Here is a 19,184-nt window from a genome sequence, read left to right as displayed (position 1 = left end):
AAATACTAAATTTGAAAAGCCAACCAAATTATTCATATCCAAAGGTTGGCTTTTTCCATCTGATCTTTTTATTCAATCACTCTCTTCAGCAGTTCTCCATAGCTACTTGCGACTGACTCCAAACAATTTCTCCATCTACTAATGTCAGCTCGACTTTCGTTTCCAGAATTTCGTCTTCTGGTACCGCAAATAAGTTCCGGTCTAAGACGATAACGTCCGCTAGTTTTCCTTTTTCTATTGTTCCAAGCTCATGTTCACGAAAAACGCTATAAGCAGAAGCAATAGTATACGCTTTTAACGCCTCCGCCATCGTTACTTTTTCCTGCTCATTCCATGTGTCCTTCAGTGTAAAATCTTTACGCGTCACCGCATGATAAATCTCAAGCATCGGTTCAAGCGGCACAATCGGGTAATCGCTACTGTATGACACATCAGCCCCAGAGCGAACTAAAGAAGCATTCGGGTAAATATACGCTTGTTTTTCCTCACTCACTTGTGTCGTGTGACTTTCACGAGGCATTAACGCCATATGAAATGGCTGAATAGAAGGCATCACGCCAAGCTCTTCGAAACGCGGAATATCTTCAGGCGCAACCACTTCAATATGCTCAAGGGCATGGCGGGCATCACGCTTGCCATTTTTCTGCTGTGCCTGTTCATATAAATCCAATCCGAGCCGAACAGCACCATCGCCAATCGAGTGAAAACGGATTTGAAACCCCTCCTTGTCCGCTTCTTCCACCCATTGTCCCAATTGCTCTTTTCTATAAGCTGTCTCCCCTCTCGTTTCAGGACGCTGTTCATAAGGATCAAGCATAAAAGCGGTATAGCCCGTCACGACCCCATCAATAAATTGCTTTAATCCAGCCAACTGCAATTTATCAGAATGATACTGTTCACGTAATTTCTTCGCTTGTTCGATGTCCCCATTTAGCGGCGGATAAAGATGAAATCTTGCCGTCAAACGGCCTTCTTCCTCAATCTTTTGATACACATCATACGCTTCCAATTTTTCATGAGCCCGGCTGGCATACAAATCATTCACAGAAGTGACTCCTAATCTCGCTGCATGTTGTAAAAATTGCTCCACCATATCACGTAGTCTCTCTTTTGAGAAATCATAGGCATAATCCGTCGCTAAAGAAATCGCCGTTTCAATTAAAATTCCTGTTGGCTCCCCAGCTTCATCTTTATAAATAATTCCGTAATCCGGATTCTCTGTATCTTTCGTAACCCCTGCTTGTTCAAGAGCAAGAGAATTCACCCAGCCGTAATGCCCTTCCGCATGCAGAAGAATAACTGGACGATCAGCAAGCACTTGATCCAATTCATAACGAGTAGGGAAATTCTTTTCTCCCCAAGCGGTATGATCCCAGCCAGTACCGACAATCCATGCTTCTTCTAGATGCTCATCCGCATATGCTTTTACTTTCGCAAGCGCCTCTTCTTTACACTTCGCATCCACTAAAGACACACTATAATGACTGAACAAACTGCCGAGCATAATATGCAGATGTGCATCATGAAAACCAGGCATAATCAGTTGATCCCCAGCATCTACGACTTCTGTATGCTCTCCTTTGAAGGCTATCACCTCTTCTTTAGGACCAACCTCTATAATTTTATTTCCTTTAATCGCCACAGCTAATGGCTCTGGCTGATCACTTATTCCTGTAAAAACAGCCTCACTAATTAAAATCATATCTGCTTTCATCATGTTCCCTCTCCTCCCTTATGAATGATCCAATGATAGTTTTAATTCAGGCGGCTTTTGCTTAAATCCTTTCGTTAAAAAGAGCATATAAATAAAGCCAATCACAAACCAAATGCTACCTAGTACCTTAGAATGAATATCGAGATTAATGAGCAACCATAAATCTAGCCCAGCCCCAATCAACGGAATAATCAAATACATAATCGTCCCCTTCAATGAACGCTCTTTTTTTCGGACAAAATAATAAGCAATCACCGCAATGTTTACGCATGTAAATGCAAGAAACGCTCCAAAGTTAATAAATGAAGCAACAAGCGTTAAACTTAAAAACAAAGCAAGCAATGAAAAGCCGCTAATGACTAAAATATTATTGACTGGCGTTTCATATTTGGAGTGGAGCGCTCCAAAGAATTTTTTCGGTAGTTGACCATCACGTCCCATCGCATAAAGAACACGAGAAGCACTCGCCTGCGACGACATTGCTGAACCAAACGCGGCTACAGCATACACAGCAAGGAACAAGGAAGTAAATACCTTTCCTCCAACAAGAGCAATGATTTCATGAGCAGCCGAGTCTGCATTAGTGAATGTACTAAAATCTGGCCACACAAGGTGAGCAAAATAGGAAACGCTTACAAAAACAATCCCTCCAGCTAACGTAATAATAAATACGGCACGTGGAATGGTCTTTCTCGGATTGACTGTCTCCTCTGCAAACGTCGTCGCTGAATCAAATCCGAGAAACGAGAAGCACAGAAGAGCCGCTCCCGCTACAACAAAAGAAAAAGGCTGCTCTGAATTGTAGAACGGTTCTAGCGATAACAGTGTGCCACTACCTGTTCCACTGAGAATTTCTTTAATTGATAAACCGATAAACAGTACAATGAATAAAAGAGAAAAAATTGTGATGAAAGCATTCGCTTTTGCAGCCAGTTTTACTCCTTTAACATTGATAAATGTAACTAATGACAACATCCCTAACACCCACACATACGGCGGAACTGCTGGAAAAGCCGCCGAGAAAAAAATGCTGAACAACAAATAATTGACCATTGGAATAAACAAATAATCCATCAAAATCGCCCAACCAACCATAAATCCAACGTAAGGGTTAATCGATTTTTGCGTATATGCATAAGCAGAGCCTGCTGATGGAATAGCCTTTGACATTTGCCCATAACTATAAGCGGTAAACATCATGACGACCATCGCCAGCACATAAGCTCCTGGAACCATTCCGTTCGAAATCTCAGCTGCAATACCATACGTACTAAACACCGTTGCTAACGCCATAAACGAAAAACCAAACAATACCACTGGAACAAGCGTTAACGACCTATTCATTTCTTTTGAACCTGACATATAACAACCCCCTTAAGAATATCAAAAACACGCTTCGGTAAAATAATGCAAAAATTATACCATTCAGAATTTTCTGATTAATAAAGGGTTAAACCTCTACAAAAACATTACAAAATGCATAAATTATTCATATTTGCATATTGTAAGGAATCTGCGCCTTCTGCATTTTCATGATTTTTTCTGCGAGGTGGGTAATGGTTTCTAGTTGAGGATGATCACTCAATGAACCTCCCCCCCACCTACATCTCTGTTCTCCTTCCGTTAATTCAGAGTAAATAACAAAACATTAAAAAAATTTACATATTTTTAATATCATCCATTGGAATAATTTACATATAATGATTACTATAGTATTGATTACAAAGGAGGGGGAATTTTTGATGGTTTTTGTTGAGAGTTATCTGCCTTCTACAAGTACAATGGGGCTTGTAGAGCATCGTCAAAAGGGTTTTCATACGATTATTTACGACGAGAAAGGAACGTACTACACCCACGAGACAGCGAAACAACTGTTAAACAAAGCATGTTTACACCGTCTATTTACCTACGAAGGCCGTCTACAAGCAACTCGTAAGCAATTAAACTATTACAAAAAAACGCCATTGTTAATCTGCCATGAAGAACTAATCTATACCTTTCCTACGATTTCACCTGAAGAACCCGGCTGCTGCTGGATATTCCCACGCCATGTACAATCTCATTCTTCAATCAAAGGAAAAATGGTGGTCTGTTTTAAAAATGGCGTCAAATTACCCTTAAACTGCTCTCCTCATGTCTATTACAAACAATTAGACCGTGCCACAAATTGTATTACATACATGTTGAAGAATAAAGAGAGTAGCAAGATTGATTCATAAAGCCAGAACATTGTTATTAATTATTTCATAAAGAAAGTCTTGTTCATTGAATAGAACGAGGCTTTTTTTATGTTTATCTTTAGCCCTTCTTGACTGTCCTATTCAACATTTACTGCTTTTTTATAAAAAAGAAAGTTTCATATTCCTTATCACGCTATCAAACTAGTTAAAAATTACTATTTTGAAAATTTTTGTAGATAAAACTTCCATCTATTTGTTAAAGTAATTATGATTACAATTCTGAAAATTGAGAGGTGTTTACAATTGAAGGCAAGGTTTAAATCTTTATTAATAGCCCTTTTAGCCGTTATACTTTTCATTCCAGTAGCTACTCCATCCGCAGCAACTCTAGAAGGTAGTTTAAGCGGAAAGTACACTTACAATGATGGTCAAATGACCTACCAAGCGGCAAACTCTACTACTTTTAGAGATGTACCAAGTACATATTGGGCAAAACAAGAAATTGATTTTCTTGTTAAACATGGCATTATCCAAGGCTACAAAAATGGAAATTTCGGTGTGAAGGATCCTGTAAATCGTTGGCAAGCAGCCGTTATGTTAGCAAGAGCTTTAGGGATAGATAAGGAAACGGCTCCAAACCCTGGATTCCGTGATGTTCCAACATCTCACTACGCTTATAATGCCATTGCTGTATTAACTAAATACGGTATTTTCAGCAAAGCGACTTATTTCAAACCGAACGATAAATTAACAAGAGCTCAAATGGCGAAAATCTTAACAGAAAGCTTCGGTTTAAGCTATTCTTCGCCTACTAATTTCAAAGATGTGAAAAGCAACACTTGGTACTATAAATATGTTCAAGCGGTAGCATTCAACGGAATAGCTAACGGGGATAACAAAGGTAACTTTCTTCCAAGCAAAGCGACGAACCGTACAGAATTTGCTGTTTTTATCGCTCGCACGCTGAATGAACAATTCCGTTCAGGCGTTCAAGTTACCGTTACAGGCACACAATTACAGTCGGACGGACGCTTGAAAATGAACGTTGTGCTTTTCAACAATACGAACAATGAAGTATTCGATATTCAAGGAAAATATACACTTTACATCAATAACACACTCGTCGCTCAATCGACGTCATTGCGCAAATATCAAAATATAACATTAGCACCAAAACAGAAAAAAGCAACAGCTTTCTACTTCTCTCCTAGCGAAGTGAAAAATCGCATCAACTTTAATGACACAGCAGAGCTTGAATTCGAGCATAAGTGGTACTACTATCAATAAAATAAAAGCGTAGTCCTGATCATGATCGGGGCCACGCTTTTATTTTATTCATTTTTTCATACTCCGCATTGATCAAGCCTCCAAGCAATAACACTACAGAGGATAAATAAAACCACAGCATTAAAATAATGATCCCAGCTAACTGACCATAAATGCGCGTGTAGTTAACAGAACTGGCATATTCTCCAAACATGACAGATGCTACCTGCCAGCAAATAGCAGCGAATAAGGCGCCTGGAATAACATATCGAAGCGCCTGTTTACCATTCGGCAAAATTTTATAAAATAAGAGAAAAAAGAGAAACAAAAACAGCGTACCCAATCCCCATTTCACTACCGTCCAAATTTTAAAATACGGTGTCAGCACTTCAATCGTGCCGATTACTTCCGTAGAAATTAATAAATGAAGCAAGCGCTCTAGAAGAGGGATCATAAAGGAGACTGGAACAAGAAACATAAAGATTAAGGTCACTCCTAAATCTCGAAACAACCCGGTGAAAAAAGAGAGGCGCCGCTGAATACTATAGGCGTCGTTCAACGAACGAACGAGTGATTGAATCGCCATCGAAGATAACCAAAATGTAGAAAGAAAACTAATCGACATCGTCTGTCCTTGGCCTCCTGCCACAATCGCTTGAACGTTTTCCTTAATCAAGCTGTATGAGTTCCCTGGTGCGTAAGGTTCAAGAAACCCTAAGATATCGCCCTCCTTGATCGGAAAAAAACTCATTAAAGACAACATAAAAATCAAAAAAGGAACGACAGACACCAACAAATAATAAGCTGTTTGCGCCGCCTGATCAAAAAAACGCTCTGCAAAAAAACGGCGTACTACCACTCGAACTAGCCTCATGACCTCCCACTACCTTTCTCTTACAGCCCTCCCCTACAACCGCTCTTGAAGCCAATTCGCAATGTCTTCAATCACTTGTTGACGATTGGTTTCGTTGATCATTTCGTGTCGACCTTCTTTATATAGCTTGTAATCAATAGTAGTGAACCCTTGCTGCTTATATTGATCGATTACACGAAGAACTCCTTTAGAGTACTCACCAACGGGGTCTTGGTCGCCGCTAATGAAGAAAAAAGGTATGTCTTTTTCCATGCGGCTCACTTCGCCCGGCTGATGAATTGTCTCTAAACCGGTGAATAAATCATAAAAGAACCCCGAGGTCGGAATGAACCCACAATAAGGATCAGCCACATATATTTGCACTTGCTCACGATCTCTAGAAAGCCAATCAAACTTAGTTTGCACATCTGTGAACTTTTTATTAAAATCTCCAAATGATAACTTATCTAATAACGGACTTTTCGTTCTTTTTCCACGTATTTTCATTTCAGCTTTAGCTAACATTCTTCCCATCTTTCCTAACAGTCCACGATCACTTCCCGTTCCGGAAATAATCACACCATTGACCGTTCCAGAAAAGCGCTGTAAATAGCGACGAACTAAAAAAGAGCCCATGCTATGCCCCATTATAAATATGGGAAGGTCAGGATGTGTACAATGAATCTCATCATTAATCTCTTTTAAATCATCCACGACCCGCTCAAACCCATTTTCCTCAGCGAAAAAGCCGAGTAAGCCATTTTTCTCCCCTGTTCGTCCATGCCCTCGATGGTCATTGCCATAGACGACAAACCCCATCGATACTAAATGTTCAGCTAGCTCACGATACCGCTTACTATGCTCCGTCATACCATGAGCAATTTGCAACACCGCTTTAGGCTTCACTTCATCATTCATCCACTCCGTCAAAAACACTTCATGTCCATCTGACATCGTTAACCAATGTTCCTTTTCCAAAATCCCACTCCCTTTCTCCAAATTTCAAAACGCCATCTTAGAAAGAAAGCACCTCCAACAAGTTTCCTGGAGGTGCCTAGCGATCAATATTTATAGCGAACGTCTCGCTGATGATGTAACACATAGGCTAACATCATAAAATAATAAGTAGTAAATGTTTTATCTTCCCATATATTATACAACGTACCGAGGGCAAAAATGCCGAGTAAGATAGAAATCATCAAGAAAGAACCTTCTTTATTAACATGACGATTTTTCCACAGTGCGCCTAACATTCCTAGTAAAAATACAGCAAATGTAATGACACCTAATATACCCGTTTGCGCCATTACTTGAATGTATTGATTATCCGCATAGATATGGGAAGGTATTTCATATTTTTCATAAATCGGTGAAAGGTATGACTTCGTCGCTGAGTCACCAAATGTGGCAAAGCCTGTACCAATAATTAAGTGATCACGGAAAATCTCCAATCCTTTTGTCACAATAAATAATCTTCCAGAGGTTTTACTTAATTCAACTGTATTTTGATCAAACGTTTCTTTAAAACGCTCGCTTTGATCAACTCCCTCTTTTGGCACTTCAGTATTAGTTCCTGGAGTCTCCGGTCCCAAATCAAAGTTTGAATTGGCTACCCATTGAGTGATTTGATTCACCGGATATAAAACGACGACGAAACTGATCGCCACCATAGCCGCGATCCGAATGACCGTTTTCGTATAACGTGTCAACAGCCAATAAATCACTAGCCCGATGAAAAAAGCAATCGCCGTTCCTCTTGAATATGTTAATAGCGCGGTACCAGCAAAGAATACCGATAAGACAGCGAGGGATATTTTTTTGCCTTTAGACACACGGTCATAAAGATATAACACTGCTATGATCGCAAAAGATAAATACACCGCTAATCGATTCGGGTTATTGACCAAGCCATAAATGCGAGGGCGGTTTGTAGGAGATAACACCGTATTGACCCAAGTATCAGGCATTAGTAATGTTCTACCTGACATCTTTTCTACAAGACCTTGAACCACAACGACAGTTGCAACCACAATCGTGATCCAAAAGAACTTCTTAACATCCTCTTTATCAATATCTAAACGCTTTACGATATAGTATAAGAAATACGTGATCATAAATGCTCTAAGTTGAAAAATAATGGCGGGTATACTAACATCTGAAAAAAGCGCCGAAATCGAACCAAGTGCAAGAAACAAAAAGAAAGCCCATTCATAGATAGCAAATTGAAATAAAGACTTCACATCTTTTCGACCTAACCAAACAACGTGAAACAACGCTGCTAAAACTATAATATCGCCAGCAATCTTCATTGCAGGATTCACTTCTATAATAAACGAACGAAGAGGAAAATAGATGAGTAATAACGAAAGACCTACTTTAGGCCGGATGAAAGCAACTAAGGCAAGCATCGCAGATACAGCCAAACCAATTAATGATTGTTGAAGCAACAAACTAGTAAACATTAAACAAACAGAGAAAACAAATAAAATATTATTTCTGAAAAAATCTGCCATTCAACTAAACCTTCCTTTAGGTACTATAAACTAGAAGAATTATAGCATAATAATTAAGTCCCTCCAAAACATAACGGGATAAAAATTCACAGTTATCTTCCAAGTATAAAATATGTTAAAAGCCGCGTCAATTTTTCAATAAGGTTCTTCTCTCCACCTAAGTAGAGAAAAAACAATGCTTCTTTTTACTAATGAAAATAATGTTATAATATGGTTAAATTTTCTTATAGTACTACGATAGACGAAAGGACGTTATTTATGAAAACACCTCAAACATTAATTCCATTTGATAAAGTGTCAAAAGAGACGATGCCTCATTATTACGATTATGCCATTAACATTCATGAAATAAAAACATTATTGTTAGATAAAGCCGGACACAACTTTCATATGTATTCACATAAGGGAGAGGATGATCTTTGGGAAATTGTAGAGCAACTAATGATCCGTCAACCTGACGATATCCAAATTCTTGCCCATGTCTTTGATTGCTTAGAAACGAAGAATATTCAATACTCTACCATAACAGGTGAAAATAAGCATATGATTCAACCATCTCTTAACAACTCAATTTTGTATTTCCCTGCATACGAGGTAGCACTAGCGAAGCTTCCTATTTACCAAAGCCATGAGGATTATGAAGAGGATTTTATTTTTGCTGAAAGTGACGAGCGCTTACTTACATTTATTGATTATCTATATAAACAACAAAAAGAATTTATGAAAGGCTACATCAACATTTTTACTGATACAGAAGATGGCGTCGAAAAGCTCCACGAGAAAATCACTCATCAAGTGAGCCGCGAAGATGTCCTGCTAGAAGAGGAAATGAAAACGGAAATCTTTCGCTCCATTGATGAGTTCTTTCTGAACAGTGGCAGCTTCTTTAAAAAATATAATATTCCATACAAACGAGGGGTATTGCTTTACGGAGCACCCGGAAACGGAAAAACAACTCTTGTGAAGTCGATTGCTGGCAGCACCTCTGCACCTGTCGTTTACTGGCAAATTACCGAATACACGACGAGCTATTCGATTAAAGAAGTATTCTCTACGATTACGAAAATGGCCCCAATGATTCTTGTCATTGAAGACATTGATTCCATGCCTGAAGAATCTCGCTCCGTCTTTTTGAATACGTTAGATGGTGCGGTTTCAAAAGAAGGAATCTTCTTAATTGGGACGACGAACTACCCGGAGAAAATTGATCCGGCGTTGATTAACCGTGCCGGCCGCTTTGATCGCGCCTATGAAATTAAACTACCAAATGAACAAGCACGTAGCCAATATTTAAGAAAAAGAAAGATCGATCAATTCATGTCTGAAGCAGAAATGGAACGACTAGTAAAAAACACAGCTGGTCTCTCTATCGCTCAGCTGAACGAACTATATATGTCGATCGCCTTGCAATGGCATTACGAAGAAAAAATCGACATCGATAAAATTAGCAAGGACTTACTAACGAATAACAAAAAAACATGGCGCCAAGACTGGGATATCGATCCCCACAAGCCAACGATGGGCTTCGGTCGATAAGCCCCACATCTCTTTAAAGCGATAAAGCAACAAAAGAAATTTTCTCACCGTCACTAGTTTTTTTTGTAGTTTCTTGTCGTGTTGTGATAAAATAAAGTACAAGTATTTACTTTTATAAGTAAGCGGTAAGGGTGATATATATGGCTATCGGTAAGCGTATTCGAGCATTACGGATGGAACGAGGGCTATCATTAACGGAATTAGCCAACCGCGCGGGAGTAGCTAAATCCTATATCTCTTCTGTCGAGCGCGAAATCCAACTAAATCCATCCATTCAATTTTTAAGCAAAATCTCTACCGTATTAGACGTTAGTGTAGAGAAGCTAATAAACGATGACAACAATTCGATTGAAGTCGTTGATTCAGAATGGCTAGCATTAGCGAAAGAAGCGATGGACTCGGGCATTAGCAAAGAGCAATTTAAACAATTTTTAGAGTTTCAAAAATGGCAAAAAGCACATAAATAATACACTGCCTTACTGATTGAAATAAGATGATCTTCCATGCGAACAGTTTCCCCATCGTTCGCATGGAATTTCTTAAATAAAAGCAAACTTATTTGGCCTGTTGCAAACTAAACTTTTCCTCTTCTATAAACTGCTTCACTTCTTCAAGTGTCAATCCTAATTTTTTGGCTTCTAACATTAAATCAATCCACTCTTGGTCAATGAATCGAACATTTCCCATGAAAAAATCCTCCTAATTCTAGGGGGCTTAGCCCTCCTAACAGATTTCACTTAGACTGGTAGCTTTTCATCCGTATGACTCCATAAGTTTGCGATTTTCATGCTTCTCGATACTCCATCAACACCTGAAAAATTTTAATATTCTATTTTTTCAGATTTATATAACCAATCATTTTTCCTCAAACTTTATTAGACGATCGTTTACTCTTTAAGCACTTAAAAGGTAAACATTTCATAATTAGCATAACATATACTTCTTATTTAAATAATAGGAAATACTAACTAATAATCCTTTATAATGAACAAAAAATAAAAAATTTTATAAAAAAAACATACATTTCGACCTTTAGTGCGTTATAATGAACAAAAAGGAGCTGAAGGGAGCAATAATAGATGATCGGAGTTCGCATCAAACAATTAAGAGAGCAAAAAGGTTATTCCCTCACTAAGCTGGCAAAAGAAGCCCAAATTTCTAAATCTTATTTATCTAACTTAGAAAGGCAAACAAATACGAATCCCTCCTTATCCGTACTGTCAAAAATCGCTACAGCTTTAGACGTCACAACCAATGAATTAATTGAACCATCATCACCAAAAGAGGACGGACATGAACCATTATTAAAAGAAACACCCCACAAGAAAGTTAGAAAAGCAGATCTGCTAGAATTCCAGCAATTCATGCAGTCTCGAAAACACCAAAGAAGAAACACCTCTGATTAAACCGCAACTAGCGAGGGCTCTCCTCGCTTATTTTTATGTCATCATTCTTTAATGTTTATACTGATCTGTACACTGCTTTATTTCATCCATAAAAAGGCCGATCTTCTTAGCCTCTAACATCATCAAGATCCTAATCTACCTCTACCCCTATATCCCTATTATAGATCCTTATTTTACAGAATATTTCTTAAAAACAGTTTAAAAAAGTGGAATCTTCTTAAATTAATACTATTGTCATAGTTTAAATGGAAGATAAAAGTCTTTAAAAATAAAAAAGACCTACATGATTTTAGTCTTTTTAACATATATATATCTATTTTCCACTAACAATTCAGCACTTCTTTTTAGGAATACGGCAATATACACGAAATCCATTTAGTACATTTTATCCAATCTAGAAAAGTAATATGCATAACGAATAGCACATCCAAATTTTTAAATGGTTATATAAACAATATACACTATAAATCTCAACAAATTTTCAACATTTCGATTCATGTTTTTTTAAAAAATCATTAGTATAATGAACTATAAATGGTTGATATTAACTTATATATATCAATAGCAGGAGGATTCATGAATATTATTCTTGTAGACGATGAAAGCTTGGCACTGGACTATTTAGAAAGCCTGTTGAGGAAAGTTGGTAGCTTCAAAACGATTAAAAAATTTGATAACCCTCTCCTAGCAAAAGAAGCAATTGTACACGAGGATGTAGATGTTGTTTTCTTAGACATTAATTTACCAGAGATCAACGGGATTGAACTGGCTGAAATGCTAATCGCAAAAAAGCCAAATTTAACGATTATCTTTTGTACAGCTTATGAAGAGTATGCGGTACAAGCATTTGAAATCAATGCACTTGATTATATTGTTAAACCTGTGTCGATCGAACGATTAACAAAGACGATGAACCGAATACAAAAACAAGTACCCGTTGAAACAAACAATAGCAAAGTTGATGACGACGGCTTTATTTACATGAACATGTTTCAGACCGTATCTATTCAATCGAAAGATCGTTCTTTCCTTACAATCTCTTGGCGTACGAAAAAAGCAGAAGAGCTCTTTTTATATTTATTGCAGCATCGGAATCAACTTATCCACAAGTCTATACTTGTAGATACTCTTTGGCCTGAACATGATGAAGAAAAAGTGTACAATCAACTTTATACAGCGGTTTATTATGTAAGAAAAAAACTAAAAGATTTCGGAGAGCATTTTCAGCTAAAGAACACTTCAGATGGATACATACTCACATTAATTAATGTTACTTTAGATGTGGAAGAGTGGGAAACACGATATCAAGCTGCTCCACCATTACAAGAGGAAACAATCAACTATTATACTGATTTACTCACCTTGTATAATGGTGATTTTTTACAAGAATATGATTATTGGTGGGCAGAAAGCAAGCGTGAAAAATATAAGCAATGGTGGCTCTTGACGATCTATAAGCTTGCTCACTGGCATGAGGAGCATCAACAGTTCGATAAAGCTGTATTGTACTTTTCACAGATTGTACGTAAATATCCTGAAGAAGAGGTTGCCTACTTCCATTTAATGAAGCTATACGATGCTAACGGTCATCACTTACTCGTTAATCAACACTATGAGACATTGGCTACTTTTTTACAAGCTGAATTGAACACACAGCCGAGCTCTTACATTACTGAATGGTACCTCGACTTTAAAAAAGAACAAAAGAAAACCTTAGCATGAACGAAGGCAAATAGAAAAGATAAGCTAATCACTGCTCTATGTAGCGGATTAGCTTATCTTTTTCATTCATTTTCTAGGAATCGTGAAGCAGACCTCTGTTCCCTCATTTACAACGCTACGGATTTGTAATCCTTCCCCATAAAGTTGCTGTAGCCGCCTATTCGTATTAAATAAGCCGATCCCTCTTGATGAATCATTTTGTCCGCTAAGCACTTGCTCTACTCTCTTCTCACTCATTCCAACTCCATCGTCTTTTATACTTATTTCAGTATAAGCTACATAGTCAACAATTTTAATCCAAACCGTTCCACCTCGTGCTCTTTGCAACACACCATGCTTAACTGCATTTTCGACGAGTGGTTGAATGGATAAGGGAGGAATCTCCACTTTTAACTGTTCGTCAACCTCCCAATGAACTTGCAACCGATTACCAAATCGCTCCTTTTCAATATAAAGGTATGAGCGCAACAACTGTAGCTCATTCTCCAATGGCACAAACTTTTGTAAATTTTTCAGATCAAAACTAGCTCGTAAATACTGACCGAAGTGTTCGAGTAGCGACACCATTCGAGAGGTGTCTAGCGTACTTAATGACGCAATTGTGTTTAATGCATTAAATAAAAAATGCGGTTGAATTTGCGCTTGAAGCAAGGCCGCCTCCATGCGTAACCGATCACCGATAGCTAATTTAAAATCAATGAGGGCTTGCGTCCGTGCTTTTAACTCCAAAGCGTTCAGTGGCTTCATTACGTAGTCATTCGCTCCTGCTGCAAAGCCGGTCGCCACATCTTCTGGCTGACTTCTTGCTGTTAATAATAAGATCGGTAATTCTAAAATGGAGTAGCGTTTCCGAATGTTTTCTGTTAATTCATACCCAGACATATTTGGCATCATCACGTCAGTAATAACTAAATCATATTCTAGCTGATCTAATAATGACAACGCTTCTTTCCCGCTCATTGCCGTCACAACCTCATATTGTCTAGATGATAAAACACTACTTAACACTTTCAAATTGATCGGATCATCATCTACAGCTAATATCCGTGCCTTTTCTCCAGTGATCGGTTGGATGTTGCTGGAGCTAACACGATCACCCTTGCGCTCATCAGCTAAACAAAGCTCGCCTATCCCTTCTTCCTTGACCTGCTCTTCAATTGAATTCTCGGCAAGTGGTAACGTAAAATAGAAGTCCGACCCTTGATGAGGAACAGAATGAACAGCGATAGTACCTCCATGTAAAGCTACTAATTGCTGACAAATGCTCAGACCAAGCCCTAGTCCCCCTCCGATATCTAGAGAATTCAAATCTCCTCGTTCGTAAGGGTCAAATACTTTCTTTTGCATCTCTTCATCGATGCCAATTCCTGAATCCTTCACATGAATAACAGCCATCTCGTTCTCCATGCGAGCTTGAACCACAATCGTTCCTTCATTTGTATATTTAACTGCATTATGCAATAAATTAAAAAGAATTTGAACAAGTCGGTCTTTATCTGCCCACACAGGGGGAAACGAATCAGGTATATCAGATACCATTTGAATTGGCTTTCCTTCCATTAAAAACTTTAACATATCAATTACGCCAACTGTCACCGCTTGCACCTTCACACTTTTAGGCTGTATACGCATGCCATTCTCTTTTAAACGAGTCACATCAAGAAGATCATTGAGCATAAAGGACATCCGCCGGCCAACTGTGATCAATAATTCTAGATTTTTTTTATTTTCTTGACCTAATGAAGCTTTATCGCTGTCTAATACTGTTTGAGCAATATTGATAATTGCATTCAAAGGGTTTCTTAATTCATGAGAACTATTCGCTAGAAAATCATCCTTTGCCTTATCCGCTTTCTTCAATTCAGCGACCAATTCCTCTACCCGAGTTGTCGTCATAAAGAAACACTTAAACCAGAAAGCAGCTACACCGAAAAAGGAAAGAATAATATCAAATGGATAATAGGGCAGAGTTGGCCAAACGTATGTCTTGATTAACCCCCACGTTGCACTTGAGAGCATACATAGTGAAGAAAATACCAGCCAAGGCCCTTCCCCCTTCTCATGAAAACCTGGTGAGAAGACGAGCAAAGATACGAAAATTACGATATACAATACAAGAAAGCTCAGAAAGATCAGAACTAACATATTAGACTGTGGGGGCATTATTAACACCAATAATGCATAAACCCCATAAAAAATTGCCGTTCCCTTCACGACTTTATCCTTTTTATCAACTGATAAAAATTCTTTTACAAATTGCAGTAAAAAAAAGGCTACACCTAAATAACTTAATTTAATTAATCTCATAAACCATTCGTAGTTCAGCGGTAACCATTGAAGCAAAACTTTACTATCTTCAACTAATGTAGCTAATGTCATACAAAACAGGACAGCGGTAAAATAAGATACATCTTTTTTGCTTTTAAAGAAAAAGTAAATATAAACAGTACCAAAACCATGTAGGACTAACACAACCGCAACAATCACTTGCAATGCTTCATCGAATTTTTGCTCGTTGATAACAGAGTCAGCAAAACCAAATTTTATAGATTTTTCAATGCCCACTGTGCTAAGACTTTGAAAATTGGATACTTGTAACACGATGTCAATAGCCTCTTGATCGGCTGAGAATAAAGCAGTATAAGGTAATACTTGCCCTTGATGCGTTGCTTGGCCTGTGTCTACTATTTGACGACCATTAATAAACAACTTTGACACCATCTCAGATGATTGCACTCGAATCCCATATACTCGTTCTATATCTGATGGGAGTAAGATTTTCAACCGATACGTACCGAATGGATAAGGTACATCTTCATGTCCTTTTTTAGGAACTGACACTAGCATCCTTCGATCCTGTGATGGTTCCTCTAACTGAGGCGTCCACAACGTGTCAGAAAAGAACTCCCATTCCCCATCCAAAACAATCGTTTGATTCTCAGATAACTCGTAATTTCGAAGATCTAACACTCCTTGATGAGCTGTAGGTTGATCTGGCCCCATTTGATAAGCAATCCATATCATCCGAATCCCTGTTAACATAAGCAAGATGATAAAAACAAATAATAATTTCTTTATTTTCACGTATTGGAAATTAAACAATGTATTTTTTCATCCCTTATCCACACCTAGTATTTCCCTCTATTTTAACATGAATGTTTGTTTTTAACAGAAATAAAAAAGCTGACTCCTTGATCGAGACAGCTTACTCCATCTACTCATAATCCCATAAAATCAGCCATTTCCCCTTATGCTCTGTAACAAACACTTCTTGATGCAAAGCAAAATTCCCAAACTTCCCTTGATACGCTTGCGTCACCGGGACTTGATACACCGTTTTAAGCGGCGAAGAGTTCTCCGTGTCTTTCCAATTCTCGACCTTCTTCACTTTTCCAAGAGAAAAAGAAAATGTCTCTACCCCAAAATGACTCATAAATACATGAGCACGTTCTTGAATGTAATCTCCTTTAGGAAACCGCTCCTTCATCAACGGATGAAACAGCCCCCACGACTCTGAAAACCGCCCTTCCTGTTCGAACTCGTAAAACGCACGGACTACTTGCTCCGCCTGTTCACTAGGCGATACCCTTAGCGTACCAATCACGCCCCACACCACTACGACCAAAACAAAGACGACCAATAATCGTCCACTCCACTGATGACGTCGAAACCCTCTCCGCAACACATCATCTCCCTTGGGGGCAGATTTCCACTGTATTAAAACGTTCGTTAGTAAATCTTATTCATATAAGAAAGCGATATGTATGGCGAATGAAATGCAAAAAAAAGCCAGCCCCCTTTAACAGAGGTGCCGGCTTATGATTAATTATTGAATCCCTTTAGACATATGAAAAATTTTAAAATAGATTTTACTAAATTCTTTAGCTTCAGGTGAATTTAATTGTCCGTTCATGATATAGGGGCTTTCATTTGGCCCTTGATAAAAATAATGATAATCCCCTTTAATTTTCAAAGGATCATAAGGTGCGCCTTGATATTCCGCCATTTTAGATTTATGAATTTTACGAATTGATCCTACAAATAACTCCTTCTTTTGATTCGTTGTATCCTTATAATAAATTTCTGTCGCATACACGTAATCTTTTACCTTTTTATCTTTAATCGTGATCTTATCTTTCATATAATTCGGCAGCTGAATCTTATACACTAGCATCTGACTAGAGTAAGTAAATGTTTTAAATTGATTGTCTCTCGCTTTTGCTAGGAAAGTAGCAAACTGTGCTCTCGTAACAGCAGTGTTTGGACGAAATGTTCCATCCGTATACCCAAGCGTAATATTATTGCTTGCTAGTGCAATAATAGGCTCATAAGCCCAATGCTTAGATGGTATATCTTTAAAAGGATTCTTGCCAGATGCTTTTAAATCAAACCCCTCAGCTAGCATATTAGCCATATAATCTCTCGTCATCGGTTTATACGGATCTAAATAATTACTTTTTTTAGGGAAGAGTCCTTCATCCATCACAGCCGCTACATATTTATAGCTTCCGTGCGAAGGCGGCATATCTTTAAACCCTGGATTCGGTCGATTAGACAAATCGAGCTTCAATGCTTTTGCTATCAAAATTATCGCTTGCACACGAGTTAGCTGCTCTTGTGGGCGAAATGTTCCATCCGTATAGCCATTAATCACTTTATTTTCTGTTAAATACGTAATCTCATCAAACGCCCAATGTCTGTTACTCACATCTTTAAACGCTGCCGAAGCCATCAAAGCACTACTAAAAAACAACATCATCGAAAAAAGAACGGCTATGTATTTTTTCATTATTACCCCTCCTTAATTCCAATTATATCAAACAATTCCACATAGAGGCATGTAATTTGTAAAAAAATTTACAAATTACATGCCGTGCCACACATAAAAAAACCTCCACCATATAAATGATGGAGGTTTCCATTGACTAGCTAATCGGATCGTTCTAGGACAGTCGGCTCCGCTTTTCTTTTGTCCAGCTGCAGGCGCCAACGACTAGTGGACTTCCACGTTCCTCCTTGCGATAAGTCAACATCGATTCACTAACGTTCATCGTGTTTCCTTTATCTCGTGCGGACCGCTCCAGTCCATACGTCGCTGAACGGCCCCTTCCGCTTTTCTATTTCAATACTCTTAAAATTCCTTCTGCCGCTGCTATTCGAATGGAAGGGTCATTTGACATTAGCTCTTTCTCTAATACTTTCCAAGCACGATCGGCTAGTTCTTTATAGTTCTTTGAATCGCCCTTATTGAATAACAGCCGATCTAATTCAATGCGATCAAATCGTTGTTGAAAATGAGACGCAATAGGCACTTCTTTTTCTGTGACCATGACAAAAGCCCCCTCAAAAGTTAAACATGTTCACCTCTGTCTATATCGTCATTTTACAACAAACCAAACACTTTATAAAGAACTTTTTGTTCATTATAAAGAACTTTTTCACAAAAAATCATCTAGTTTCATGACTTCTACCTTCCCTTCACGTCGCTTCCACAAATAAAAAGGCACAACTATAAGCAACGCGATCAATCCACCAGTCAAATCAAGCAACACGTCTGTCACGCGCGGGCTTCGTCCACCCGTTAGCATTTGGTGAAACTCATCAGCAGCGGCATATAGGCCTGTGCCGATAAACGCCCAAACAATCGACTTCCACACTTCATTCGGTCGCCAAGCAACTAGTATCCCAAATAAAGTAGCTGCCAAGCACCCAAACAAAAACAAATGAGCAAACTTGCGAATAAAAAACTCGATAAAGTAGTAATAACCAATGGACTCCACTGAAATAACCGTCCCAGCATAAGAAAGCTCTAAGCGTCCCAGCAAATCAGCGAAAGGTTCACGCGGTAACGCCCTTCTCATAAAGGGAATCAGCGACTGCTGATCATATGTTTGTGAAGAAAAACGAAAAATCAATCCTGCTACAACCAACAACAGACCGAATCTCAAAATGTTCTTCAAAGTGAGCTCCTTCAAGTTTTTTCTATATCTTAAC

The 19,184-nt window shown here is 38.4% G+C and carries 17 protein-coding genes; 6 read left to right on the top strand and 11 right to left on the bottom strand.

Annotation, left to right across the window (positions count from 1 at the left end; translation table 11 throughout):
* Positions 1-85: 85 nt before the first annotated feature.
* Positions 86-1,717, bottom strand: coding sequence for an amidohydrolase (locus tag CEF22_RS02475; protein ID WP_332849158.1), 1,632 nt, complete (start codon positions 1,715-1,717; stop codon positions 86-88).
* A gap of 15 nt (positions 1,718-1,732) precedes the next feature.
* Positions 1,733-3,076 (bottom strand): APC family permease, encoded by a 1,344-nt coding sequence (locus CEF22_RS02470; protein WP_100401615.1) that lies wholly within the window; start codon positions 3,074-3,076, stop codon positions 1,733-1,735.
* 380 nt (positions 3,077-3,456) lie between these two features.
* Here CEF22_RS02470 and CEF22_RS02465 point away from each other — a divergent pair, with 380 nt between their 5' ends.
* Together CEF22_RS02465 and CEF22_RS02460 are read left to right on the top strand one after the other, a co-directional pair.
* Positions 3,457-3,933, top strand: coding sequence for a competence protein ComK (locus CEF22_RS02465; protein ID WP_232726167.1), 477 nt, complete (start codon positions 3,457-3,459; stop codon positions 3,931-3,933).
* Positions 3,934-4,197: 264 nt separating this feature from the next.
* Positions 4,198-5,181 carry an S-layer homology domain-containing protein gene (locus CEF22_RS02460; protein ID WP_198508010.1) on the top strand — a complete coding sequence of 328 codons (984 nt, stop codon included), beginning with the start codon at positions 4,198-4,200 and terminating at the stop codon, positions 5,179-5,181.
* Positions 5,182-5,200: 19 nt separating this feature from the next.
* Here CEF22_RS02460 and CEF22_RS02455 read toward each other — a convergent pair whose 3' ends face one another.
* From CEF22_RS02455 to CEF22_RS02445, 3 genes are all read right to left on the bottom strand, one after another.
* Complete coding sequence (locus tag CEF22_RS02455) at positions 5,201-6,019, bottom strand: YihY/virulence factor BrkB family protein (protein WP_232726044.1); 819 nt, start codon at positions 6,017-6,019, stop codon at positions 5,201-5,203.
* A 48-nt stretch (positions 6,020-6,067) separates the two neighbouring features.
* Positions 6,068-6,991 (bottom strand): alpha/beta hydrolase, encoded by a 924-nt coding sequence (locus CEF22_RS02450; RefSeq protein ID WP_232726043.1) that lies wholly within the window; start codon positions 6,989-6,991, stop codon positions 6,068-6,070.
* A gap of 83 nt (positions 6,992-7,074) precedes the next feature.
* Entirely contained in the window at positions 7,075-8,526 is a 1,452-nt protein-coding gene (locus tag CEF22_RS02445; protein WP_100401611.1) for an O-antigen ligase family protein, read from the bottom strand.
* Between the two features lie 258 nt (positions 8,527-8,784).
* On the opposite strand from CEF22_RS02445, the gene CEF22_RS02440 reads away from it, so the two are divergent.
* Positions 8,785-10,062 carry an AAA family ATPase gene (locus CEF22_RS02440; protein WP_100401610.1) on the top strand — a complete coding sequence of 426 codons (1,278 nt, stop codon included), beginning with the start codon at positions 8,785-8,787 and terminating at the stop codon, positions 10,060-10,062.
* A gap of 140 nt (positions 10,063-10,202) precedes the next feature.
* A complete protein-coding gene (locus CEF22_RS02435; protein WP_100401609.1) occupies positions 10,203-10,529 on the top strand; it encodes a helix-turn-helix domain-containing protein in 327 nt (108 codons plus the stop codon).
* Between the two features lie 88 nt (positions 10,530-10,617).
* Here the strand turns inward: CEF22_RS02435 and CEF22_RS02430 are convergent, their stop codons facing one another.
* On the bottom strand, positions 10,618-10,749 hold the full coding sequence (locus CEF22_RS02430) for an anti-repressor SinI family protein (protein ID WP_095480267.1): 132 nt from the start codon (positions 10,747-10,749) through the stop codon (positions 10,618-10,620).
* A gap of 392 nt (positions 10,750-11,141) precedes the next feature.
* Between CEF22_RS02430 and CEF22_RS02425 the strand changes: the two genes are divergently transcribed.
* A complete protein-coding gene (locus CEF22_RS02425) occupies positions 11,142-11,468 on the top strand; it encodes a helix-turn-helix domain-containing protein (protein WP_100401608.1) in 327 nt (108 codons plus the stop codon).
* Between the two features lie 576 nt (positions 11,469-12,044).
* Positions 12,045-13,190, top strand: a complete 1,146-nt coding sequence (locus CEF22_RS02420) for a response regulator (protein ID WP_100401607.1) — start codon at positions 12,045-12,047, stop codon at positions 13,188-13,190.
* 66 nt (positions 13,191-13,256) lie between these two features.
* Here CEF22_RS02420 and CEF22_RS02415 read toward each other — a convergent pair whose 3' ends face one another.
* The 5 genes from CEF22_RS02415 to CEF22_RS02395 form a co-directional block, all read right to left on the bottom strand.
* The gene (locus tag CEF22_RS02415; protein ID WP_100401606.1) at positions 13,257-16,292 is read right to left on the bottom strand and encodes a hybrid sensor histidine kinase/response regulator; all 3,036 of its coding nucleotides are present in this window, start codon (positions 16,290-16,292) and stop codon (positions 13,257-13,259) included.
* Positions 16,293-16,404: 112 nt separating this feature from the next.
* Complete coding sequence (locus CEF22_RS02410; RefSeq protein WP_100401605.1) at positions 16,405-16,872, bottom strand: hypothetical protein; 468 nt, start codon at positions 16,870-16,872, stop codon at positions 16,405-16,407.
* Positions 16,873-17,016: 144 nt separating this feature from the next.
* A complete protein-coding gene (locus tag CEF22_RS02405; protein WP_100401604.1) occupies positions 17,017-17,979 on the bottom strand; it encodes an S-layer homology domain-containing protein in 963 nt (320 codons plus the stop codon).
* Between the two features lie 328 nt (positions 17,980-18,307).
* Positions 18,308-18,520: a hypothetical protein gene (locus CEF22_RS02400; protein WP_100401603.1), complete on the bottom strand. Its 213-nt coding sequence runs from the start codon at positions 18,518-18,520 to the stop codon at positions 18,308-18,310.
* Positions 18,521-18,628: 108 nt separating this feature from the next.
* Positions 18,629-19,150, bottom strand: a complete 522-nt coding sequence (locus tag CEF22_RS02395) for a VanZ family protein (protein WP_232726042.1) — start codon at positions 19,148-19,150, stop codon at positions 18,629-18,631.
* Between the last annotated feature and the right edge of the window lie 34 nt (positions 19,151-19,184).

It is taken from the genome of Bacillus sp. FJAT-42315 (genome assembly GCF_002797375.1).
Classification (GTDB): Bacteria; Bacillota; Bacilli; order Bacillales; family Domibacillaceae; genus Bacillus_CE.
This window is presented reverse-complemented; position numbering and strand designations above follow the sequence as displayed.

What these genes read in the sequence shown, in the direction of transcription:
- CEF22_RS02475 (WP_332849158.1), bottom strand. Translation starts at nt 1,717, where the DNA reads ATGATGAAAGCAGATATGATTTTAATTAGTGAGGCTGTTTTTACAGGA.
- CEF22_RS02470 (WP_100401615.1), bottom strand. Translation starts at nt 3,076, where the DNA reads ATGTCAGGTTCAAAAGAAATGAATAGGTCGTTAACGCTTGTTCCAGTG.
- CEF22_RS02465 (WP_232726167.1), top strand. Translation starts at nt 3,457, where the DNA reads ATGGTTTTTGTTGAGAGTTATCTGCCTTCTACAAGTACAATGGGGCTT.
- CEF22_RS02445 (WP_100401611.1), bottom strand. Translation starts at nt 8,526, where the DNA reads ATGGCAGATTTTTTCAGAAATAATATTTTATTTGTTTTCTCTGTTTGT.
- CEF22_RS02440 (WP_100401610.1), top strand. Translation starts at nt 8,785, where the DNA reads ATGAAAACACCTCAAACATTAATTCCATTTGATAAAGTGTCAAAAGAG.
- CEF22_RS02435 (WP_100401609.1), top strand. Translation starts at nt 10,203, where the DNA reads ATGGCTATCGGTAAGCGTATTCGAGCATTACGGATGGAACGAGGGCTA.
- CEF22_RS02430 (WP_095480267.1), bottom strand. Translation starts at nt 10,749, where the DNA reads ATGGGAAATGTTCGATTCATTGACCAAGAGTGGATTGATTTAATGTTA.
- CEF22_RS02425 (WP_100401608.1), top strand. Translation starts at nt 11,142, where the DNA reads ATGATCGGAGTTCGCATCAAACAATTAAGAGAGCAAAAAGGTTATTCC.
- CEF22_RS02420 (WP_100401607.1), top strand. Translation starts at nt 12,045, where the DNA reads ATGAATATTATTCTTGTAGACGATGAAAGCTTGGCACTGGACTATTTA.
- CEF22_RS02405 (WP_100401604.1), bottom strand. Translation starts at nt 17,979, where the DNA reads ATGAAAAAATACATAGCCGTTCTTTTTTCGATGATGTTGTTTTTTAGT.
- CEF22_RS02400 (WP_100401603.1), bottom strand. Translation starts at nt 18,520, where the DNA reads ATGGTCACAGAAAAAGAAGTGCCTATTGCGTCTCATTTTCAACAACGA.